Origin of the sequence: Bacillus sp. ATD (genome assembly GCF_050585765.1) — a bacterium.
GTDB classification, from domain to species: Bacteria; Bacillota; Bacilli; order Bacillales; family Bacillaceae; genus Bacillus; species Bacillus stercoris.
In genome coordinates this window covers 177,717-198,975 of the sequence record NZ_JBOBQH010000004.1, presented here as the reverse complement: position 1 = coordinate 198,975, position 21,259 = coordinate 177,717, and the positions used below count along the sequence as shown (strand labels likewise).

Sequence of the window (21,259 nt, the reverse complement as noted above, 5' to 3'; positions counted from 1 at the left end):
TCATTTCTATAGGAAGGAACGATGAACATTGAAGCAAAAACGGCCAAAGTATATGCAGATTATTGATGCAGCAGTAGAAGTCATTGCGGAAAACGGCTACCACCAGTCACAGGTATCCAAAATTGCCAAACAAGCCGGAGTAGCGGACGGCACCATCTATCTCTATTTTAAAAACAAAGAAGATATTTTAATTTCTCTTTTCAAAGAAAAAATGGGCCAATTTATTGAGCGGATGGAAGAGGACATTAAAGAAAAAACAACAGCAAAAGAGAAATTGGCGCTTGTGATTTCAAAGCATTTTTCCCTTTTAGCAGGTGACCATAATCTCGCGATTGTCACTCAGCTTGAACTACGCCAATCCAACTTGGAGCTGCGCCAGAAAATCAACGAAATATTAAAAGGCTACTTGAATATTTTGGATGGCATTTTGACGGAAGGTATACAATCAGGCGAAATAAAAGAAGGCCTCGATGTCCGCCTCGCCCGGCAGATGATTTTTGGAACGATTGACGAAACCGTGACAACTTGGGTGATGAATGACCAAAAGTACGATCTCGTTGCGCTTTCAAACAGCGTTTTAGAATTATTGGTATCCGGAATTCACAATAAGTAAAGGAGTTCTGTCCTATGAATGCAATTTCACTTGCGGTGGATCAATTTGTGGCAGTCTTGACGATTCACAATCCGCCGGCAAACGCGCTTTCCAGCCAGATATTAGAAGAGCTGTCTTCCTGTCTTGATCAATGTGAGACAGATGCCGGTGTACGAAGCATTATCATTCACGGCGAGGGAAGATTTTTCTCAGCCGGCGCTGATATTAAAGAATTCACATCGTTTAAAGGCAATGAGGATTCCTCATTGCTCGCTGAGCGCGGCCAGCAGTTAATGGAGAGAATTGAAAGCTTTCCAAAACCGATTATCGCAGCGATTCACGGCGCTGCTCTCGGAGGCGGGCTGGAGCTTGCAATGGCCTGTCACATCAGAATCGCGGCAGAAGATGCTAAGCTGGGGCTCCCAGAGCTTAACCTTGGTATCATCCCGGGTTTTGCAGGAACACAGCGTCTTCCGAAATATGTCGGTACAGCCAAGGCACTAGAGCTCATCGGCTCAGGAGAACCGATATCCGGAAAAGAAGCGCTTGATCTCGGACTTGTCTCAATTGGAGCAAAAGATGAGGCAGAAGTGCTTGAAAAAGCAAAAGCACTTGCTGCTAAGTTTGCAGAGAAAAGCCCGCAAACGCTTGCGTCTTTGCTTGAGCTTCTTTATTCCAACAAGGTGTATTCCTACGAAGGAAGCTTAAAGCTTGAAGCAAAACGATTTGGGGAAGCATTTGAGTCAGAGGACGCCAAGGAAGGCATCCAGGCATTTCTCGAAAAAAGAAAGCCTCAGTTCAAAGGCGAATAAAAGGGGATATGATCATGAATCTATTTGTACTGATGAAACGGACGTTTGATACAGAGGAAAAAATCGTCATTGAAGCAGGAAAGATTCAGGATGACGGAGCGGAATGGATCATTAATCCATACGACGAGTATGCAATAGAGGAAGCCATCCAACTGAAGGAAAAGCACGGCGGTTCGATCACCGCCGTCACGGTCGGCGGTGAAGAAGCGGAGAAAGAGTTGCGTACTGCGCTTGCCATGGGATGTGACCAAGCCGTTTTAATCAACATAGAAGATGATCTCGAAGAACCCGACCAATATTCCATTTCTCAAGTGTTATACCATTATATGAAGGATCAGGAGTTTGACTTGATTCTCGGCGGAAATGTTGCCATTGACGGAGGCTCAGGACAAGTGGCGCCTAGGCTTGCCGAGCTCCTGGACATTCCGTGTATCACTACGATCACCAAACTCGACATCAACGGAACTGATGCAGAAGCAGAAAGGGATGTCGAAGGGGATGTTGAAAAAATCAAAACGACGCTTCCATTGCTTGTCACAGCTCAGCAGGGCTTAAACGAGCCGCGCTATCCATCACTTCCGGGAATTATGAAGGCTAAGAAAAAGCCGCTTGAAGAGCTTGAGCTTGATGATCTTGACCTGGACGAGGAGGACGCCGAACCAAAGCTGAAAACCATTGAACGTTTTCTGCCGCCGAAAAAAGAAGCCGGGAAGCTTCTGCAGGGAGAGCCTGCCGAACAGGCAAAAGAGCTTGTCTCATTGCTCCGCAGCGAAGCTAAAGTCATTTAAAGCTTGGACATTCAAAGAAACAGGGGGATGTTAGAATGGGAAAAAAAGTGATCGTACTCGGAGAAATACGCGACGGAGAATTGCGGAATGTCACCTTTGAAGCAATAGCTGCAGGAAGGACCATTTCAGGCGATGGAGAAGTTATCGGTGTTCTGATCGGCGAAAATGTACAAAGCATTGCACAAGAACTTATCCACTACGGAGCAGATAAAGTTCTCACAGCCGAGGATCCGAAGCTGAAATCATACACGGCAGACGGATACAGCCAGGTCATGAGAGGTGTGATTGAGCAAGAAAAGCCTGATTCAGTCATATTCGGGCATACGGCAATGGGGAAGGACCTTTCGCCGAAGCTTGCTGCCCGGCTGCAAACAGGCTTAATTTCTGATGCTACAGATGTAAGCGTTACCGGAGGGAATGTTGTGTTCACACGCCCGATTTACTCGGGGAAAGCTTTTGAAAGGGTCATTTCCACCGATCCGATGATTGTTGCAACGATTCGCCCTAATAACATTCAAGCCTTAGAAAAAGACACAAGCAGGTCGGGAAACATCGAAAGCGTTGATGTTTCTCTAACTGATCTCCGTACCGTGATCCAAGAGGTCGTGAAAAAAACAGCCGACGGTGTTGATCTTTCTGAAGCGAAAATTATCGTTGCGGGCGGCCGCGGAGTCAAAAGCAAGGAAGGATTTCAGCCGCTGGAGGAGCTTGCTGAGGTCCTAGGAGCCGCAGTCGGGGCTTCTCGCGGTGCATGTGACGCTGATTATTGCGATTACGCTCTCCAAATCGGGCAGACCGGGAAAGTCGTCACCCCGGATTTGTACATTGCATGCGGCATTTCCGGCGCCATTCAGCATTTGGCCGGCATGTCAAACAGCAAGGTGATCGTCGCCATCAATAAAGACCCTGAAGCCGACATCTTTAAAATAGCCGATTACGGCATTGTCGGAGATTTATTTGAAGTCGTCCCGTTATTAACTGAGGAATTCAAACAGTTGAATATACACTCATAAAGAAAACCCGGACTTTAAAAGTCCGGGTTTTTTACATTCATAAATACATACGTACAAATATAAATAAGATAGAAAATATCGTTGACATGTACGAACATATATAATATGGTTACTTTAAAAGCGCTTACATTCATGCTGACTCCTCAGGCAAACGACAGATCACATATTTGACTGTGGTGCTTTTCATATTCGTATGAAAGGAATGATCAGAGGCATGTCTGAACATCAAGCAGTGATTCAAACAGATATCGTAAAAGGAACCATTAACAAAAATATATACGGTCATTTTGCTGAGCATTTAGGAAGAGGGATTTATGAGGGGATATGGGTCGGGACGGACTCAGACATTCCCAATATCAACGGAATACGAAAGGACGTGCTGGAAGCGCTCAAACAGCTGCATATTCCTGTCCTCAGGTGGCCGGGCGGGTGTTTTGCGGACGAATACCATTGGGCAAACGGTGTCGGTGACCGTAAAACAATGCTTAACACTCACTGGGGCGGTACAATTGAATCAAATGAATTCGGAACGCATGAATTTATGATGCTTTGCGAGCTGCTTGAATGCGAGCCATATATTTGCGGCAATGTCGGAAGCGGAACCGTTCAGGAAATGGCGGAATGGATTGAGTACATGACATTTGAAGAAGGCACGCCCATGTCAGACTGGAGAAAACAAAATGGAAGAGAAGAGCCTTGGAAGCTGAAATATTTTGGCGTAGGCAATGAAAACTGGGGCTGCGGCGGCAACATGCATCCCGAATACTACGCAGATCTGTACCGCCGTTTTCAGACTTATGTCCGCAATTACAGCGGGAATGAAATTTATAAAATTGCAGGCGGCGCAAATGTCGATGATTTTAACTGGACGGACGTGCTTATGAAAAAAGCCGCTGGCCTGATGGACGGATTGAGTCTTCATTATTACACGATTCCGGGTGATTTCTGGAAGGGCAAAGGATCAGCCACAGAATTCACGGAGGATGAATGGTTCATTACAATGAAAAAAGCCAAATACATCGATGAATTGATTCAAAAACACGGCACGATTATGGACCGGTACGATCCGGAGCAGCGGGTCGGGCTGATTATTGATGAATGGGGCACGTGGTTTGATCCTGAGCCAGGCACGAATCCAGGTTTCCTTTATCAGCAAAACACCATACGTGATGCTCTGGTGGCGGCTTCCCATTTTCACATTTTCCATCAGCATTGCCGCCGGGTGCAAATGACCAACATCGCTCAAACAGTAAACGTTCTTCAAGCGATGATTTTGACTGAGGGAGAGCGGATGCTTTTGACACCGACGTACCATGTGTTTGATATGTTTAAGGTGCACCAGGATGCTTCTCTTTTAGATACAGAGGTATTGTGTGCCGACTATGAATGGAAGGGTGAAACGCTCCCGCAAATCAGCATGTCAGCGTCAAAACAAGCTGGAGGCGATATCAATATCACGATTTGCAACATCGATCACCAAAACCAAGCGGAGGCTGAGATCGAGCTGAGAGGCTTACACAAGGCAACGGACCATTCCGGAGTCATTCTTACGGCAGAAAAAATGAATGCACATAACACATTTGACGATCCTCATCACGTCAAACCGGAAGCGTTCAGACAATACACGCTCAGCAAAAACAAACTGAAAGTAAAACTCCCGCCAATGTCAGTCGTCTTGCTTACGCTGCATGCTGATTCATAATCGTGCGAGAGCGCCGGCGCTTTGTCCCGGCGCTTTTTCATGTTTTAAAACAGCAACAAAAGGGCATGGTAAAGTACATGACAGTGAAGAGGAGATGTTATCCTATGCTTCGTACTATTCTAATGATTATCGGGGCTATTGTAGTAATCGGTGCCATTATCAGATTCGTGTTTTAATAAAAGTGACACATCCCATTCAGCCCGGATAAAAATGAGTAAACCGGTTATGATCAGGAAAAAATAATTTGTAAGCATTAAGATAGCGTGAACGAATGGGAGATGCTATACTAAAAATCATCATTTCACATTGGAGGAATTCAATAATGGCTATCGTAAAAGCAACTGATCAATCTTTCTCAGCTGAAACAAGCGAAGGCGTCGTACTGGCAGACTTCTGGGCTCCTTGGTGCGGACCTTGTAAAATGATTGCACCTGTTCTTGAAGAACTGGATCAAGAAATGGGCGACAAACTGAAAATCGTAAAAATCGATGTAGACGAAAACCAAGAAACAGCTGGAAAATACGGCGTTATGAGCATCCCGACACTTCTTATCTTAAAAGACGGAGAAGTAGTTGAAACTTCAGTCGGTTTCAAACCGAAAGAAGCGCTTCAAGAGCTTGTAAACAAACATCTTTAATTTTCGGCTGCTTACATGCCAGAGCGATTCCGATTGAGGGATCGCTTTTTTTATTCGCCAATTGTGAATCATAGAGAAAAACAAACGTTCGTGTTAAACTGGAAACAAAGGATTAAATATAAGGAAGGGTACTATATGAACAAACAACTGAAAGAAAAACTCGCCCTCCTTCCCGATCAACCGGGTTGTTATCTCATGAAGGACCGGCAGCAGACTGTGATCTACGTAGGAAAAGCAAAGGTGCTGAAAAACAGAGTGCGCTCCTACTTCACCGGTTCTCACGACGCGAAAACCCAAAGGCTTGTGACGGAAATCGAGGATTTTGAATATATTGTGACGTCCTCCAATCTTGAAGCGCTTATTTTAGAAATGAATCTGATCAAAAAGTATGATCCGAAATACAACGTCATGCTCAAAGACGACAAAACCTATCCTTTCATAAAACTCACCCATGAACGCCACCCAAGGCTGATTGTCACCCGCAATGTCAAAAAAGACAAAGGGCGATATTTTGGACCGTACCCGAATGTACAGGCAGCAAGGGAAACAAAAAAACTGCTCGACCGTCTGTACCCTCTCAGAAAATGCTCCAAGCTGCCGGACAGAGTGTGCCTTTACTATCATCTGGGCCAATGTCTTGCTCCGTGCGTAAAGGACATTTCCGAAGAGACGAACAGAGAGCTGGTTGAAAGCATTACCCGTTTCTTAAGGGGCGGCTATAATGAGGTCAAAAAAGAGCTCGAAGAAAAAATGCACGAAGCCGCTGAGAATCTTGAGTTTGAACGGGCAAAAGAGCTTCGTGACCAGATCGCCCATATTGAATCAACGATGGAAAAACAAAAAATGACGATGAACGATCTAGTCGACCGGGACGTATTTGCGTACGCATATGACAAGGGCTGGATGTGCGTGCAGGTCTTTTTCATCCGCCAAGGGAAGCTCATTGAGCGCGATGTCAGCATGTTCCCGCTTTATCAGGAAGCGGATGAAGAGTTCCTTACATTCATCGGACAGTTCTATTCAAAAAACAACCACTTCCTTCCGAAGGAGATTTTAGTTCCGGACAGCGTAGATCAATCCATGATCGAGCAGCTGCTGGAAACAAACGTTCACCAGCCGAAGAAGGGCCAGAAAAAAGAACTGCTCATGCTGGCCCATAAAAACGCGAAAATTGCACTGAAAGAAAAATTCTCCTTAATCGAACGGGACGAGGAGCGTTCAATCGGGGCTGTGCAGAAACTCGGTGAGGCATTGAATATTTATACGCCGCACAGAATTGAAGCGTTTGATAACTCAAACATACAGGGGACAAACCCGGTTTCCGCGATGATCGTGTTTATCGACGGCAAACCGTACAAAAAGGAATACCGCAAATATAAAATCAAAACCGTTACAGGACCTGATGATTACGGTTCTATGAGAGAGGTCGTCAGAAGACGATACACGAGAGTGCTTCGTGAAAATCTGCCGCTGCCTGATCTGATCATCATTGACGGAGGAAAAGGGCAGATCAACGCTGCAAGGGATGTCATTGAAAATGAACTCGGCTTGGATATTCCGATCGCCGGTTTAGCGAAAGACGAAAAGCACAGAACCTCAAACCTACTGATCGGGGAGCCGCTGGAGGTGGTGTATCTGGAACGAAACAGCCAGGAATTTTACCTCCTGCAGCGCATTCAGGACGAGGTGCACCGTTTTGCAATCAGTTTTCACAGACAAATCCGCGGAAAAAGCGCGTTTCAATCCGTATTGGATGATATCCCGGGTATCGGAGAGAAAAGAAAGAAAATGCTGTTAAAGCATTTCGGTTCCGTTAAAAAAATGAAGGAAGCAAGCCTTGAGGACATCAAAAAAGCGGGTGTTCCCACTGCGGCGGCTCAGCTCCTTTACGATAAATTGCAAAAATAATGTTGTCCTTTTCAATAAGATCTGATAAAATGTGAACTAATTTCATAGTTAGATCGTGTTATATGGTGAAGATAGAGGTGCGAACTTCAAGAGTATGCCTTTGGAGAAAGATGGATTCTGTGAAAAAGGCTGAAAGGGGAGCGTCGCCGAAGCAAATAAAACCCCATCGGTATTATTTGCTGGCCGTGCATTGAATAAATGTAAGGCTGTCAAGAAATCATTTTCTTGGAGGGCTATCTCGTTGTTCATAATCATTCATGATGATTAATTGATAAGCAATGAGAGTATTCCTCTCATTGCTTTTTTTATTGTGGACAAAGCGCTCTTTCTCCTCACCCGCACGAACCAAAATGTAAAGGGTGGTAATCATGGGTCTTATTGTACAAAAATTCGGAGGTACTTCCGTCGGCTCAGTCGAAAAAATTCAAAATGCGGCAAACCGCGCAATTGCAGAAAAACAGAAAGGCCATCAAGTCGTTGTCGTCGTGTCAGCTATGGGAAAATCCACTGACGAATTGGTCAGCCTTGCAAAAGCCATTTCTGACCAGCCGAGCAAACGCGAAATGGACATGCTGCTGGCGACAGGCGAACAGGTCACGATTTCACTCCTCTCAATGGCATTGCAGGAAAAAGGCTATGACGCCGTGTCTTATACTGGCTGGCAGGCGGGAATCCGTACGGAGGCCGTTCACGGAAACGCCAGAATTACAGATATCGACACATCGGTTTTAGCAGACCGGCTTGAAGAAGGAAAAATCGTCATTGTTGCAGGATTTCAAGGCATGACAGAGGATTGTGAAATTACGACATTGGGCCGTGGCGGTTCAGATACAACAGCAGTAGCTTTGGCTGCCGCTTTAAAAGCTGATAAATGTGACATATATACAGACGTGCCCGGCGTGTTTACAACTGATCCGCGCTATGTGAAATCAGCGAGAAAACTTGCCGGCATCTCATACGATGAAATGCTTGAGCTTGCCAATTTAGGCGCCGGCGTTCTTCATCCGAGAGCTGTTGAGTTCGCGAAAAATTACCAAGTGCCGTTAGAAGTGCGTTCAAGTACAGAAACCGAAGCGGGGACATTAATTGAGGAGGAATCATCCATGGAACAGAATTTAATTGTCAGAGGCATTGCATTTGAAGATCAAATCACAAGGGTAACCATTTACGGGCTGACTAGCGGCCTGACAACGTTGTCTACTATTTTTACGACACTTGCCAAAAGAAACATAAACGTGGATATCATTATCCAAACGCAGGCCGAGGACAAGACTGGAATTTCCTTCTCTGTCAAAACAGAAGATGCAGACCAAACCGTTGCGGTGCTTGAAGAGTATAAAGACGCGCTGGAATTCGAGAAAATCGAGACAGAAAGCAAATTGGCCAAAGTATCCATTGTGGGATCAGGCATGGTCTCAAATCCCGGTGTAGCGGCTGAAATGTTTGCTGTACTGGCGCAAAAAAACATTTTAATCAAAATGGTCAGCACATCTGAAATCAAAGTGTCAACCGTCGTAAGCGAAAACGATATGGTGAAAGCAGTCGAATCGCTTCACGATGCATTTGAGCTTTCAAAACACCCTTCAGCTGTGTAATGACAATCAAAAAGGCGGGACTAAGCAGTCACCGCCTTTTTGATTACACTGGGTCTTTCATATCCCATTTCACAGTCAGAACCACTTTATCGGCTCTCTTTTTCACTTGTTCGTATGATTCGGCAATCTGATCATTCATCAATTGAATTTGTTCAGCGATAAAACCAGCTTCCAGCTGAAAGCAAGGTTCTTTCTGATGTTTAAGCCGGTTGGAAATGATCGGCCCTTCGAGTTCAAATTCAAGCTCCTGTTTTTTAGCGCTTACGTTGGTGAGGGTTCCCCAGCCCGCTTCTTCAAAGAAGGCCGGAAATTCCTCCCATGATTCAAGAGGAAACTTACGGGCGAGATGTTTTCCTGCCCAATACATCATGGAAGAGTAATCTTGGCCAAGCATGTCTGGGAGAACGATCTCTCGTATTAGTTCGTAGGCATAGGCGTTCATTTCAATTTCTTTTAGGTTGTCAATAGATGCTTCAAATTTAGACTTCATATCTGTCTCCCCTCTCTCCTGCGTATATTATAGCTCAAACAGGGGGGAGGATTACAGAATGATCCTGTAATTCTTATGAAAAATTAAGCGAGAAATATATATTGATAAAATAAAATTTTTCAATCAACTAATCAATTCGGAAAATTATAATTTATGTACGCGTTTTCTTGACGCCCTTTTGAGGGAGGAGTAAAATGAAATTGTCAATAAATCTTAATAAAGTGCTTACAATTGAAAGAAGTGGAGGAAGAGATTTAGCACATTTCGCACTTATCAAACAGGGGGTAAAGTAATGTCTGGGAACAGAGAGTTTTATTTTCGAAGATTGCATTCCTTGCTTGGCGTCATACCGGTCGGCATCTTTCTCATTCAGCATTTAGTCGTCAACCAGTTTGCCGCAAGGGGCGCTGAAGCATTCAATAGCGCTGCTCATTTTATGGATAGCCTGCCTTTCAGGTATGCCTTGGAAATTTTTATTATCTTCTTACCATTAATTTATCATGCAGTTTATGGTGTGTACATAGCGTTTACTGCGAAAAATAACGCAGGCCAATACAGCTATATGAGAAACTGGCTATTTGTCCTGCAACGTGTAACCGGTATCATCACTCTTATTTTCGTCAGCTGGCACGTGTGGGAAACCCGCATTGCCGCACAAATGGGCGCTGAGGTCAATTTCGACATGATGGCGAATATTTTGAGCTCTCCGGCTATGCTTGGCTTTTACATTGTCGGTGTTTTATCAACAATTTTCCACTTCTCGAACGGTTTATGGTCTTTCGCTGTTACATGGGGCATCACGGTCACGCCTCGTTCTCAAAGAATTTCGACATACGTTACGCTGATTATTTTTGTTGCACTGTCATACGTAGGCTTAAAAGCGATTTTTGCATTTGTTTAAGAGTACTAGATTACTAGAGGGAGAGGGGCTATCATGAGTCAATCAAGCATTATCGTAGTCGGCGGAGGTCTTGCCGGCCTCATGGCGACAATTAAAGCAGCGGAATCAGGAATGGCGGTTAAGCTGTTTTCCATCGTTCCTGTCAAACGTTCTCATTCAGTTTGTGCGCAAGGCGGCATAAACGGAGCGGTCAATACAAAAGGGGAAGGTGACTCTCCGTGGGAACATTTTGATGACACGGTATACGGGGGAGACTTTCTTGCCAACCAGCCGCCGGTCAAGGCAATGTGTGAAGCGGCGCCTTCGATCATCCACTTATTAGACCGGATGGGTGTTATGTTTAACCGGACGCCTGAAGGCCTGCTTGATTTCCGTCGATTCGGGGGTACACAGCATCACAGAACGGCTTATGCGGGTGCGACGACGGGACAGCAGCTGCTTTATGCACTGGACGAGCAAGTGCGCAGATACGAAGTTGCAGGTCTGGTCACAAAATACGAAGGCTGGGAATTCCTTGGCGCTGTATTAGATGATGACAGAACCTGCCGCGGAATTGTTGCGCAAAACCTGACAAACATGCAAATTGAATCCTTCCGTTCTGACGCGGTCATTATGGCGACCGGCGGACCGGGGATCATTTTTGGAAAATCAACGAACTCCATGATTAATACAGGATCTGCTGCTTCCATCGTTTATCAGCAGGGAGCGTACTATGCAAACGGAGAATTCATTCAAATCCACCCGACAGCCATCCCGGGCGATGACAAACTAAGACTGATGAGTGAATCAGCGCGTGGTGAAGGCGGCCGCGTGTGGACATATAAAGACGGCAAACCGTGGTATTTCCTCGAGGAAAAATATCCGGCATACGGAAACCTGGTGCCGCGTGATATTGCGACACGTGAAATATTTGATGTGTGTGTGAACCAGAAGCTTGGCATTAACGGTGAAAACATGGTCTATCTCGATCTGTCTCATAAAGATCCGAAAGAGCTGGATATTAAGCTTGGCGGCATCATTGAGATTTATGAGAAATTCATGGGAGACGACCCGCGCAAGCTTCCAATGAAAATCTTCCCGGCGGTCCATTATTCTATGGGCGGTTTATGGGTGGATTACGATCAAATGACAAACATCCCTGGACTGTTTGCGGCTGGGGAATGTGATTACTCTATGCATGGCGGCAACCGCTTGGGAGCAAACTCCCTGCTGTCTGCGATTTACGGAGGCATGGTGGCCGGACCGAACGCGGTGAAATATGTAAACGGCTTAGAATCTTCAGCGGAAGACATGTCTTCTTCTTTATTCGACGCTCACGTTAAAAAAGAAGAAGAAAAATGGGCTGATATTATGAGCATGGACGGAACTGAAAATGCCTATGTTCTTCACAGAGAGCTCGGTGAGTGGATGACGGCGAACGTAACGGTTGTCCGCCATAATGACAAGCTTTTGAAAACGGACGACAAAATTCAGGAATTAATGGAGCGCTTTAAAAAGATCAACATCAATGACACGACAAAATGGAGCAACCAGGGGGCGATGTTCACACGCCAGTTCTCGAACATGCTCCAGCTTGCGAGGGTGATTACCCTTGGCGCTTACAACCGTAATGAAAGCCGGGGCGCCCATTATAAACCGGATTATCCTGAACGTAATGATGATGAATGGCTCAAAACAACAATGGCTAAACATGTAAGCCCGTATGAAGCGCCGGAATTTGAGTATCAGGATGTCGATGTATCACTGATAACGCCTCGGAAACGGGATTACTCGAAGAAGAAGGTGGCGAAATAATCATGAGTGAACAAAAAACCATACGATTTATTATCACACGTCAAGATACAGCCGACAGCACGCCTTACGATGAAGAATTTGAGATTCCATACCGCCCGAATCTGAACGTCATTTCCGCTCTGATGGAAATCCGCCGGAATCCGGTTAATGTCAAAGGTGAAAAGACAACCCCTGTCACATGGGATATGAACTGTCTTGAGGAAGTATGCGGCGCATGTTCAATGGTCATAAACGGAAAGCCCCGCCAGTCTTGTACGGCGCTTATCGACCAGCTTGAGCAGCCGATTCGTTTAAAACCAATGAAAACATTCCCAGTCGTTCGTGATTTGCAGGTTGACCGCAGCAGAATGTTTGATTCATTGAAAAAGGTAAAAGCGTGGATACCGATTGACGGCACGTACGATCTAGGACCGGGGCCGAGAATGCCGGAAAAACGCCGTCAATGGGCATATGAATTATCAAAATGCATGACGTGCGGCGTCTGCCTCGAAGCCTGCCCGAATGTGAACAGCAAATCGAAGTTCATGGGGCCGGCACCGATGTCGCAAGTCCGCCTGTTTAACGCACATCCGACAGGCGCCATGAATAAATCTGACCGATTAGAAGCACTAATGGATGAAGGCGGCCTTGCAGATTGCGGCAACTCGCAAAACTGTGTCCAATCCTGTCCGAAGGGCATTCCGCTTACCACTTCGATTGCAGCCTTAAATAGAGATACAAACTTACAAGCGTTCCGCAATTTCTTCGGAAGCGACAGAGTATAAGAAGAAAAAACCTCTTCCGCATGGGAGAGGTTTTTTTAAACAATAAGGAGATGAAAAAAGATGAAGCTTCCCGCTTATATTGATATGCCGTTTCCAGAATGGAAAAGATCCTTTTCTTTTTTTAATGAGGTATCCGTAAGATTTTCCGAGACGGACATGTTTGGGCATATGAATAATGTAACCCCTTTTATATATTTTGAGGAGGCGCGAATTTCTTATTTTAAAAAGCTGAATATGATGAGTGAAAACAAACAGACCATGACAGTTGTGGCAAGCCAGCAGTGCGATTATTTGCGCCAAGTCATGCCTTATGAAGAGCTGCGCATCTATGTGAAAACAAGCGCTGTCGGCAGTTCATCTCTTACCTTGCATTATCTCGGAGAGAACCACAAAGGCGAACCTTGCTTCACCGGAGCAGTCGTGATGGTTCAAGTCTCGAAGGAAAGCGGCAAGGCTGTCAGCTGGACGGATGATGAGAAAGAAACGCTTCTCCATACACGATAAACTAATTCTCTTGTAAACGTCACCTCCTGTGCCCTTCTTACATATGATATCTCGACTATATCAAAACCCATTCGTTTCTGATTCGCTCTCACCTTAGCAAGGAGGGTTACAATACTTGAAGGAGAAAGAATTTCAATCGAAGCCGCTGCTAACGAAAAGAGAAAGAGAAGTGTTCGAATTGCTCGTTCAAGATAAGACAACAAAGGAGATTGCAAGCGAGCTATTTATCAGTGAGAAAACCGTTCGAAACCATATTTCAAATGCCATGCAGAAATTGGGTGTGAAAGGGCGTTCGCAAGCCGTTGTTGAGCTTCTTAGAATGGGTGAGCTAGAGCTTTAATTCTTGCCGGTATTCCTTCTTTTCAGGAAGGAGCCGGTTATTGCTGTTTGTTTGGAACATCGAAACCATATTTTTGAATGCTGTGCAAAACGTAGGCAAGTCATAAAATGAATTTTTTTGCTTGATGTTGTTTGACTAAAGTCCTCTATTTCTCTCCTGCGAGTCTTGCATTTTCTTCAAAAAAGAAGGAAAATAGACACGGAACGCTTTTGTGCGTAAGAGATCCTTGAGTGAGGGATGGACAAATGACATCAAAACCTTTGGAGCATGTTGCGGATATTGAAAAGTCTCTCCGCCACATTGCCGCGATCATTAAGCAAAAAGGACGAGAAATCCTTAACCAATATGCAATTACGCCGCCGCAATTTGTCGGCCTGCAATGGCTTTATGAACTGGGAGATATGACAATCGGCGAACTATCGGGCAAAATGTATCTGGCATGCAGCACGACAACGGACTTAATCGACCGCATGCAAAAAAATCAGCTTGTTGAGCGGGTCAAGGACCCGGCGGACAGACGTGTTGTCCGGATACATCTGCTGCCTGAAGGAGAACGGATTATCCAAGAGGTCATTACAAAAAGGCAGGAATATTTGCGTGATATGTTCGAATCGTTTACAGATGAAGAAATAGCCATCTTCGAAAAATCTTTGATGAAACTGCAGCATGAAATGAAGAGAAAATGAGGCGATTTTGTTGGAACAACCAATAGGAGTCATTGATTCCGGGGTTGGCGGTTTAACCGTTGCGAAGGAAATCATGAGACAGCTACCTAAAGAAAATATTATCTACGTCGGGGATACGAAACGGTGTCCTTATGGGCCGCGCCCTGAAGAAGAGGTGCTTCAATATACGTGGGAGCTGACGAATTATTTACTCGAAAACCACCACATCAAAATGCTCGTGATCGCCTGTAACACAGCAACAGCGATCGCATTGGATGACATCCAGCGCAGCATCGGTATACCAGTGGTCGGAGTCATCCAGCCTGGTGCGAGAGCAGCGATAAAAGTGACGGATAATCAGCATATCGGTGTCATCGGTACAGAGAATACAATTAAGAGCAATGCATACGAAGAGGCGCTTTTGGCATTAAATCCTGATCTGAAGGTTGAAAACCTTGCCTGCCCGCTGCTTGTGCCTTTTGTGGAAAGCGGGAAGTTTCTCGACAAAACAGCAGACGAGATTGTTAAAACCTCGCTGTACCCGTTAAAAGACACATCGATTGATTCGCTGATTTTAGGCTGCACCCATTACCCTATTTTAAAAGAAGCCATTCAAAGATATATGGGAGAGCACGTAAACATTATTTCGTCCGGCGATGAAACAGCCCGGGAAGTCAGCACAATTCTCTCTTATAAAGGGCTGCTGAACCAGTCTGCGATTGCCCCGGATCATCAGTTCCTGACAACAGGGGCGCGTGATCAGTTTGCAAAAATCGCAGACGATTGGTTTGGCCATGAAGTGGGGCATGTGGAATGTATCTCACTGCAAGAACCGATTAAAAGATAGTTTTTTCCCGCAACGGAATGTTGCGGGTTTTTTCTGTTTTGCCGGAATTCTTCGGTCTATTTCCTAAAGAGGCTCGTATACATAATAGTACAAACATCCTTAGGAGGGAAAAGTATGCTGAAAAAAGGACCTGCAGTCATTGGTGCGACTTGTCTCACCTCTGCCTTGCTTTTATCCGGATGCGGTTTGTTTCAATCTGATAAGGCAGCCAAGGAAATTGATCCGCCTCAAGACGTTACATACGTGAACGATGAAGCGGGGGCTAAGTCAAATACTACAGCAGCCGAAAAAACAGAGAATAAAAAGAGTGATACCGCAAAAACGGATCAAGCCTCATCTGCTGTTATGAGGGAGCTATATCTTATTGATAAAAACGGGTATGTCGTCGCGCAAACGCTGCCTCTTCCTAAAAGTGAGAGCACGGCTAAGCAGGCGCTTGAATACCTCGTACAGGGCGGGCCTGTGTCTGAAATTCTTCCGAATGGCTTCAGAGCGGTATTGCCGGCTGACACAACGGTTAACGTTGACATCAAAAAAGATGGAACCGCGATAGCTGATTTCTCTAATGAGTTCAAAAATTATAAGAAAGAGGACGAACAGAAAATCGTTCAATCTGTGACGTGGACGCTGACGCAATTCAGTTCGATAGATAAAGTGAAGCTGAGAATAAACGGGCATGAACTGAAGGAGATGCCTGTAGGAGGTACGCCGATCTCAGATGATTTAAGCCGCAAAGACGGCATTAATTTGGAAACAGCCGGTGTAAATGATCTCACTGCTACCCACCCGCTGACAGTCTACTATTTGGCGGAAAACGAAGACAGTGAGTACTACGTGCCTGTGACGAAACGAATCGACAATTCGGAAAAAGACGACATTACAGCAGCCATCAATGAATTGGCTAAAGGCCCAAGCAAGGTGAGCGGGCTGTTAACAGACTTCAATGAAGATGTAAAGCTGGTCAGCAAACCGAAAATGAAAGACGGTCGCGTGACGTTGGATTTCAATCAATCTATATTCGGCAGCGCCGATGAGAAGACGAAAATGATTTCTTCAGAAGTGCTGAACAGCATTGTGCTGACGTTAACGGAACAGCCGGATGTAAAAGGCGTCTCTGTTAAAGTGAATGGAAAATCAGAGCTTGTAAACGAAAAAGGCGAAAAGCTCACAGAACCGGTCTCCAGACCTTCTCAAGTGAATACGGGTAGTTTTTAAATTGGGATTTTTGATATACTAGAAAGAAAGAGGTTAGCGTTCCGGCTGCCTCTTTCTTTATTCAATTCCGGGACAAAAATGGTTTATGTACATACAATCGGAGGTAAAACATGAGACATGACGGAAGACAACACGATGAGCTGCGTCCAATCACATTCGATTTGGATTTTATCAGCCATCCGGAAGGTTCTGTTCTAATAACAGCGGGAAATACAAAGGTAATCTGCAACGCGTCTGTTGAGGACCGCGTACCGCCGTTTTTGCGGGGCGGAGGAAAAGGCTGGATTACAGCAGAGTACAGCATGCTGCCGCGGGCAACTAATCAAAGAACAATTAGAGAATCTTCTAAAGGGAAAATTTCCGGCAGAACAATGGAGATCCAACGCCTGATCGGCCGCGCGCTTCGGGCTGTTGTAGATCTGGAAAAGCTTGGTGAACGGACGATTTGGATTGACTGTGATGTCATTCAGGCTGATGGCGGAACAAGAACAGCTTCCATTACAGGCGCATTTCTTGCGATGGCGATTGCCATTGGCAAGCTGATCAAAGCAGGAACAATCAAGACAAATCCGATCACTGATTTTCTCGCTGCGATCTCTGTTGGAATTGATAAGGAACAGGGAATTTTGTTAGATTTAAATTATGAAGAAGATTCCTCTGCTGAAGTTGACATGAATGTTATCATGACAGGCAGCGGCCGTTTCGTGGAACTGCAGGGAACCGGCGAAGAGGCGACTTTTTCAAGAGAGGATCTGAATGGTCTTCTCGGTCTTGCGGAAAAAGGAATTCAAGAGCTGATTGACAAGCAAAAAGAAGTGCTGGGGGATTCTCTGCCAGAACTGAAATAAAGACAGAAAGGCTTGATCATCATGATAGAAGCAATTATTGCGACACATAATCCGGGAAAAGTGAAGGAATTTAAAGAAATTCTTGAGCCAAAAGGCTACGATGTCAAATCGTTAGCTGAAATTGGATTCACAGAAGAAATTGAAGAAACAGGCCATACATTTGAAGAAAATGCCATTCTGAAAGCGGAAGCTGTTGCCAAAGCAGTGAACAAAATGGTGATTGCGGACGACTCCGGTCTATCCATTGATAATCTTGGCGGCAGACCCGGGGTTTATTCAGCCCGCTATGCAGGGGAACAGAAAGACGACCAGGCAAATATCGATAAAGTGCTCAGCGAGCTGAAAGGAATCGAAAAAGAACAGCGCACCGCCCGTTTCCGCTGCGCATTGGCCGTGAGTATTCCGGGAGAGGAAACAAAAACAGTCGAAGGCCATGTTGAAGGGTATATTGCTGAAGAACCGAGAGGAGAATATGGCTTTGGCTATGATCCAATCTTTATCGTGAAAGATAAAGATAAGACAATGGCTGAACTGACTAGTGATGAAAAAAATAAAATCAGCCATAGGGCTGACGCGCTTAAAAAGCTGTCTAAGCTTTTGGAGGCATAAGGAGGAAGCTTGTACATGAACGTGCTGATTATCAGTGACAGCCATGGGCTTGAAGAAGAACTCCAGACCATTGCGAAACGGCATGAAGCAGAAGTTGACCTTATGATTCATTGTGGGGACTCTGAGCTTGAAACGGGGCACCCTGCATTGGAGCCTTATGCGGTTGTAAAAGGCAATTGCGATTTTGCCGGCGATTTTAAGGACGAGCTTCTTCTAACTGCCGGTTCAAGAAAAATACTGGTCACACACGGCCACCTTCACGGTATAAAACAGACCTTGTTAAACGTATACTATCGTGCAGAGGAGCTCGGAGCGGATATTATCTGCTTCGGGCATTCGCACATCGCGGGAAGCGAAGTGCTGCGCGGAAAACTGATGATTAACCCAGGCAGCATCCGGCTTCCAAGGGTGCGCAAGACAGAAAGCTATGCTATACTGACATTAGAAAATGATGCTGCGACAGTCCGTTTTTACGACCAAGCAGGCAATGAAATTGAGGATCTGCAAAACCGAGTCACACTATGAAAATGTCATGAGGAAGAAAATTTTCTTCCTCATGAAAAAAATTCTAAAAAACCGTTGACTTATTGTTGCATCCCATATATAATAAATCTTGTCGCTGATAGTTAAAGCGAAAAACAAAAAACATAACGTGTCCCAGTAGCTCAGCTGGATAGAGCAACGGCCTTCTAAGCCGTCGGTCGGGAGTTCGAATCTCTCCTGGGACGTACCCATCATGACCCGTTATGGATTGCGGATTGTCTACGTTGAATCAACGATGACATATTCGCTGACATAGCGGGTTTTTTCGTTGTACGTAGGACTTACGCTGTCGTTTACGTAGGATCAAATGGCGCCCGACCGAACGATTAAGGAGGCGCAATAGACGTGGCACGAAAATTTATTACGGAAAGACGTCCGACGGCTAGTCGAGGAGTCCAACGGTCTCCGGAAGACCGACGTACGCCCGTTGACGTTAAATATTCGCTAGAAGAGGCGTTGGAAATATTCGTACAAGCAAAAGAAGCGGAAGGACTCCGGCCTCGAACGATTAAAGATTACCGGCAGCACATTTCGTATTTGCGCGAATTTTTATCGGAAGAATACCAGGAAGTCATCGAGGACATTAACGCTTTAACAGCGCAAATTATTCGCGCATATATTAACTACCTGCGGAAAGACAGGCGACCATATGAAGGCGCAGAACACCGGAAAGTAGTAGAGCGCGAAGGACTGTCCGTTAATACAATTAATATGCGATTGCGTACGCTGAAAACGATGTGTCGTTTTTGGTATGCGGAAGGTCTTACCGGGAAAAATGCGATGGAATCAATTAAACCGGTTCGCGACGATCAGCAAAAAGAAGTTCGCGGACTGACAGACGAAGAGATCGGTAAGATTTTCAACGCGCTTGATGACCGTCAATTTGCGGAATGGCGCGACAAGGTTTTAATGTACTTAATGTTAGATACGGGGCTCAGACCGGAGGAAGCCGTTTCGGTACACATATCGCAATTTGATTTCCGCAGTATGTCCGTATTGGTTCCGTCACAGATCGCAAAGAATCGAAAAGAACGCGAGATTCCTATTTCACGAGAAGTCGGCAGAATGGTCCGGGAACTTTACGAAGAGATACGCCAATATTTCGGCGAGCCCGATCAAGTATTTATGAATGCGTATGGAGATCCGTTCACTGCTGACGCTTTTAGGAAACGGTTGAATCGGATGAAAGTCCGACTTAAATTAGACGAACTGCATCCGCACATGTTCCGCCATACATTCGCAAGAAATTATCTATTAAATGGTGGCGATATATTTACGCTGCAGAAAATCCTCGATCACGCCGATATTAAAACAACGCGCAAATACGTTCAGATGAGTAACGCTGACGTGAAGGCGCAGCATAATAAATACTCACCAATACGAAAATTTTTACGTCGCTGATTAAGTTCAGCGGCTTTTTTTTCGTCCATTTTTGCGCGGTATTTATTTTGCGCGCATATTATCGGTCGTAAAAAAGTTTTGCTTCGGATGTCGCAAAATTGACGACAACCTACCCGTTATATAAATGAGTGAGGGAAAACTCGAATTTAAAACTAAACGTGAAATACGCGAATTTCAATCAAAAGTATGTTATGGCGAGGTGATAACGCATGACAAACGCAAAGCGTCCGATCGACTTTCACGACCACAGATTCGTACGTGTTACGAAGTCGGTTATCGCAGACGAAACGTATTTAGATAAGCCGGTCCAGAAACTCGTATACGCCGTACTTTGTTTCCACGCAGATAATACGAGTAAGAAGTCGCATCCAAGCGTTCAGACTATCGCGGATAAATGTCGGTGCTCAACGAATACAGTGCGGTCAGCATTGCGTAGGCTGAAGGAACTCGAACTTATTGACGTCAAAGAACGCAAAAATGGTAACGGTCAGACTTCGAATGAATACACGCTATGGGAGCCTCCGGATTGGTTCGTGGCGGGCGGCACTTCAAAAAACGATAATAGCCCCCTGCAAGATTTGAAGTAAGGTACTTCACAGTTTGAAGACGAACTAAACTCATTTAACTAGACTTATTTAACTAAACTAATAATAGCGCTCAATTAAAACCTTTCGCGCAGATACTTATTAATTAATAGAATCTTATCGCGATAAAGAATATCTGCAAGAGGGAGCGAAAGCGAACGATTGCTATGTCTTATTAATAACGAAAGGAGGGCGAGTATGTGCGAAGGTAACTCGACCCTATCCGAAGAACAGGCGCGGAAAATTCTCGCAACTGCCCCGATTAAATTGTCGAAATCCCAGTACGAAATGGGCGAAATTGAAAAGGCCCGAAATATCCTCGAATCGCGACGGCTAATTAACGAAAGGAGTAACGATAACCATGACGATTAACATTCCGGTATCACCCGATTACAAACTCACGTCAGACGAACGCAATATCATCGTAAAGGAGCGCTACTTCAGCGACCCGACCAAGGCGCCTACATTTGCGAAACGTATCGCAAAGGGCGAATGTCTCTATCCGGTTCCTAAGCACGTTGAGAATTGGCGCGAGGTAGCGTTTCACTCGACGGTCGAACGGGCGCTAATGGACGTAATGAACCGGAGGCTGCGGGCTTCGGATGAGCAATCGCTGGCGGAATTAGCACGATTAATACGGGAATTTCGCGGCGAATTAGCGGCGTTACTGACGGTCGAGGGTATTCGGTAGGGAAGACGATAAAACG

General features: G+C 45.3%; 23 protein-coding genes, 1 tRNA gene and 1 riboswitch. Of the genes, 23 read left to right on the top strand and 1 reads right to left on the bottom strand.

Annotation, left to right across the window (positions count from 1 at the left end; translation table 11 throughout):
• The first annotated feature begins 28 nt into the window (after window positions 1–28).
• From fadR to ACQXR1_RS11685, 8 genes are all read left to right on the top strand, one after another.
• Window positions 29–613, top strand: a complete 585-nt coding sequence (fadR, locus tag ACQXR1_RS11720; protein WP_040082234.1) for a fatty acid metabolism transcriptional regulator FadR — start codon at window positions 29–31, stop codon at window positions 611–613.
• 14 nt (window positions 614–627) lie between these two features.
• Entirely contained in the window at window positions 628–1,404 is a 777-nt protein-coding gene (locus ACQXR1_RS11715) for an enoyl-CoA hydratase (protein WP_103030797.1), read from the top strand.
• A gap of 14 nt (window positions 1,405–1,418) precedes the next feature.
• The gene (gene etfB, locus ACQXR1_RS11710) at window positions 1,419–2,192 is read left to right on the top strand and encodes an electron transfer flavoprotein subunit beta (protein ID WP_014664893.1); all 774 of its coding nucleotides are present in this window, start codon (window positions 1,419–1,421) and stop codon (window positions 2,190–2,192) included.
• 35 nt (window positions 2,193–2,227) lie between these two features.
• On the top strand, window positions 2,228–3,205 hold the full coding sequence (gene etfA / locus ACQXR1_RS11705; protein ID WP_069839677.1) for an electron transfer flavoprotein subunit alpha: 978 nt from the start codon (window positions 2,228–2,230) through the stop codon (window positions 3,203–3,205).
• Between the two features lie 214 nt (window positions 3,206–3,419).
• Entirely contained in the window at window positions 3,420–4,907 is a 1,488-nt protein-coding gene (gene abfB, locus ACQXR1_RS11700; protein WP_227098895.1) for an alpha-N-arabinofuranosidase, read from the top strand.
• 322 nt (window positions 4,908–5,229) lie between these two features.
• Window positions 5,230–5,544 carry a thioredoxin gene (gene trxA, locus ACQXR1_RS11695; protein ID WP_014664890.1) on the top strand — a complete coding sequence of 105 codons (315 nt, stop codon included), beginning with the start codon at window positions 5,230–5,232 and terminating at the stop codon, window positions 5,542–5,544.
• A gap of 135 nt (window positions 5,545–5,679) precedes the next feature.
• The gene (gene uvrC / locus ACQXR1_RS11690) at window positions 5,680–7,452 is read left to right on the top strand and encodes an excinuclease ABC subunit UvrC (RefSeq protein ID WP_430772223.1); all 1,773 of its coding nucleotides are present in this window, start codon (window positions 5,680–5,682) and stop codon (window positions 7,450–7,452) included.
• 64 nt (window positions 7,453–7,516) lie between these two features.
• A riboswitch (Lysine riboswitch) is annotated at window positions 7,517–7,696 on the top strand.
• 124 nt (window positions 7,697–7,820) lie between these two features.
• The gene (locus ACQXR1_RS11685) at window positions 7,821–9,047 is read left to right on the top strand and encodes an aspartate kinase (RefSeq protein ID WP_014664888.1); all 1,227 of its coding nucleotides are present in this window, start codon (window positions 7,821–7,823) and stop codon (window positions 9,045–9,047) included.
• 43 nt (window positions 9,048–9,090) lie between these two features.
• Here the strand turns inward: ACQXR1_RS11685 and ACQXR1_RS11680 are convergent, their stop codons facing one another.
• On the bottom strand, window positions 9,091–9,537 hold the full coding sequence (locus tag ACQXR1_RS11680; protein ID WP_003222508.1) for a YslB family protein: 447 nt from the start codon (window positions 9,535–9,537) through the stop codon (window positions 9,091–9,093).
• Window positions 9,538–9,829: 292 nt separating this feature from the next.
• Between ACQXR1_RS11680 and sdhC the strand changes: the two genes are divergently transcribed.
• The 15 genes from sdhC (at window position 9,830) to ACQXR1_RS11605 (ending at window position 21,243) form a co-directional block, all read left to right on the top strand.
• Window positions 9,830–10,438, top strand: coding sequence for a succinate dehydrogenase cytochrome B558 (gene sdhC / locus ACQXR1_RS11675; protein WP_003222512.1), 609 nt, complete (start codon window positions 9,830–9,832; stop codon window positions 10,436–10,438).
• 33 nt (window positions 10,439–10,471) lie between these two features.
• Window positions 10,472–12,232: a succinate dehydrogenase flavoprotein subunit gene (sdhA, locus tag ACQXR1_RS11670; protein WP_014664887.1), complete on the top strand. Its 1,761-nt coding sequence runs from the start codon at window positions 10,472–10,474 to the stop codon at window positions 12,230–12,232.
• Window positions 12,233–12,234: 2 nt separating this feature from the next.
• Entirely contained in the window at window positions 12,235–12,996 is a 762-nt protein-coding gene (gene sdhB, locus ACQXR1_RS11665; protein WP_069839675.1) for a succinate dehydrogenase iron-sulfur subunit, read from the top strand.
• Between the two features lie 60 nt (window positions 12,997–13,056).
• A complete protein-coding gene (locus ACQXR1_RS11660; RefSeq protein ID WP_040082240.1) occupies window positions 13,057–13,500 on the top strand; it encodes an acyl-CoA thioesterase in 444 nt (147 codons plus the stop codon).
• Window positions 13,501–13,615: 115 nt separating this feature from the next.
• Complete coding sequence (gerE, locus tag ACQXR1_RS11655; RefSeq protein ID WP_003184172.1) at window positions 13,616–13,840, top strand: spore germination transcription factor GerE; 225 nt, start codon at window positions 13,616–13,618, stop codon at window positions 13,838–13,840.
• Between the two features lie 245 nt (window positions 13,841–14,085).
• The gene (locus ACQXR1_RS11650; protein ID WP_304592468.1) at window positions 14,086–14,526 is read left to right on the top strand and encodes a MarR family winged helix-turn-helix transcriptional regulator; all 441 of its coding nucleotides are present in this window, start codon (window positions 14,086–14,088) and stop codon (window positions 14,524–14,526) included.
• A gap of 7 nt (window positions 14,527–14,533) precedes the next feature.
• Window positions 14,534–15,352: a glutamate racemase gene (racE, locus tag ACQXR1_RS11645; protein WP_080488111.1), complete on the top strand. Its 819-nt coding sequence runs from the start codon at window positions 14,534–14,536 to the stop codon at window positions 15,350–15,352.
• Between the two features lie 114 nt (window positions 15,353–15,466).
• Window positions 15,467–16,567, top strand: a complete 1,101-nt coding sequence (gerM, locus tag ACQXR1_RS11640) for a spore germination protein GerM (protein WP_014664884.1) — start codon at window positions 15,467–15,469, stop codon at window positions 16,565–16,567.
• A gap of 110 nt (window positions 16,568–16,677) precedes the next feature.
• On the top strand, window positions 16,678–17,415 hold the full coding sequence (gene rph, locus ACQXR1_RS11635; RefSeq protein ID WP_003246039.1) for a ribonuclease PH: 738 nt from the start codon (window positions 16,678–16,680) through the stop codon (window positions 17,413–17,415).
• Window positions 17,416–17,427: 12 nt separating this feature from the next.
• Window positions 17,428–18,024 carry an XTP/dITP diphosphatase gene (locus tag ACQXR1_RS11630; protein ID WP_083252880.1) on the top strand — a complete coding sequence of 199 codons (597 nt, stop codon included), beginning with the start codon at window positions 17,428–17,430 and terminating at the stop codon, window positions 18,022–18,024.
• Between the two features lie 15 nt (window positions 18,025–18,039).
• A complete protein-coding gene (locus ACQXR1_RS11625; RefSeq protein ID WP_416723276.1) occupies window positions 18,040–18,549 on the top strand; it encodes a metallophosphoesterase in 510 nt (169 codons plus the stop codon).
• A gap of 129 nt (window positions 18,550–18,678) precedes the next feature.
• Window positions 18,679–18,752 (top strand) — tRNA-Arg (locus tag ACQXR1_RS11620).
• Between the two features lie 271 nt (window positions 18,753–19,023).
• The gene (locus ACQXR1_RS11615) at window positions 19,024–19,968 is read left to right on the top strand and encodes a tyrosine-type recombinase/integrase (RefSeq protein ID WP_430772222.1); all 945 of its coding nucleotides are present in this window, start codon (window positions 19,024–19,026) and stop codon (window positions 19,966–19,968) included.
• 209 nt (window positions 19,969–20,177) lie between these two features.
• Complete coding sequence (locus ACQXR1_RS11610; protein WP_059336237.1) at window positions 20,178–20,555, top strand: helix-turn-helix domain-containing protein; 378 nt, start codon at window positions 20,178–20,180, stop codon at window positions 20,553–20,555.
• A gap of 358 nt (window positions 20,556–20,913) precedes the next feature.
• Window positions 20,914–21,243 carry a hypothetical protein gene (locus ACQXR1_RS11605; protein WP_430772221.1) on the top strand — a complete coding sequence of 110 codons (330 nt, stop codon included), beginning with the start codon at window positions 20,914–20,916 and terminating at the stop codon, window positions 21,241–21,243.
• Window positions 21,244–21,259 lie beyond the last annotated feature (16 nt).

Bases quoted from the DNA above. Each gene is read 5' to 3' on its own strand.
- ACQXR1_RS11715 (WP_103030797.1), top strand. From the start codon at position 628: ATGAATGCAATTTCACTTGCGGTGGATCAATTTGTGGCAGTCTTGACG.
- etfB (WP_014664893.1), top strand. From the start codon at position 1,419: ATGAATCTATTTGTACTGATGAAACGGACGTTTGATACAGAGGAAAAA.
- etfA (WP_069839677.1), top strand. From the start codon at position 2,228: ATGGGAAAAAAAGTGATCGTACTCGGAGAAATACGCGACGGAGAATTG.
- abfB (WP_227098895.1), top strand. From the start codon at position 3,420: ATGTCTGAACATCAAGCAGTGATTCAAACAGATATCGTAAAAGGAACC.
- trxA (WP_014664890.1), top strand. From the start codon at position 5,230: ATGGCTATCGTAAAAGCAACTGATCAATCTTTCTCAGCTGAAACAAGC.
- uvrC (WP_430772223.1), top strand. From the start codon at position 5,680: ATGAACAAACAACTGAAAGAAAAACTCGCCCTCCTTCCCGATCAACCG.
- ACQXR1_RS11685 (WP_014664888.1), top strand. From the start codon at position 7,821: ATGGGTCTTATTGTACAAAAATTCGGAGGTACTTCCGTCGGCTCAGTC.
- ACQXR1_RS11680 (WP_003222508.1), bottom strand. From the start codon at position 9,537: ATGAAGTCTAAATTTGAAGCATCTATTGACAACCTAAAAGAAATTGAA.
- sdhC (WP_003222512.1), top strand. From the start codon at position 9,830: ATGTCTGGGAACAGAGAGTTTTATTTTCGAAGATTGCATTCCTTGCTT.
- sdhA (WP_014664887.1), top strand. From the start codon at position 10,472: ATGAGTCAATCAAGCATTATCGTAGTCGGCGGAGGTCTTGCCGGCCTC.
- sdhB (WP_069839675.1), top strand. From the start codon at position 12,235: ATGAGTGAACAAAAAACCATACGATTTATTATCACACGTCAAGATACA.
- ACQXR1_RS11660 (WP_040082240.1), top strand. From the start codon at position 13,057: ATGAAGCTTCCCGCTTATATTGATATGCCGTTTCCAGAATGGAAAAGA.
- ACQXR1_RS11650 (WP_304592468.1), top strand. From the start codon at position 14,086: ATGACATCAAAACCTTTGGAGCATGTTGCGGATATTGAAAAGTCTCTC.
- gerM (WP_014664884.1), top strand. From the start codon at position 15,467: ATGCTGAAAAAAGGACCTGCAGTCATTGGTGCGACTTGTCTCACCTCT.
- rph (WP_003246039.1), top strand. From the start codon at position 16,678: ATGAGACATGACGGAAGACAACACGATGAGCTGCGTCCAATCACATTC.
- ACQXR1_RS11625 (WP_416723276.1), top strand. From the start codon at position 18,040: ATGAACGTGCTGATTATCAGTGACAGCCATGGGCTTGAAGAAGAACTC.
- ACQXR1_RS11610 (WP_059336237.1), top strand. From the start codon at position 20,178: ATGACAAACGCAAAGCGTCCGATCGACTTTCACGACCACAGATTCGTA.
- ACQXR1_RS11605 (WP_430772221.1), top strand. From the start codon at position 20,914: ATGACGATTAACATTCCGGTATCACCCGATTACAAACTCACGTCAGAC.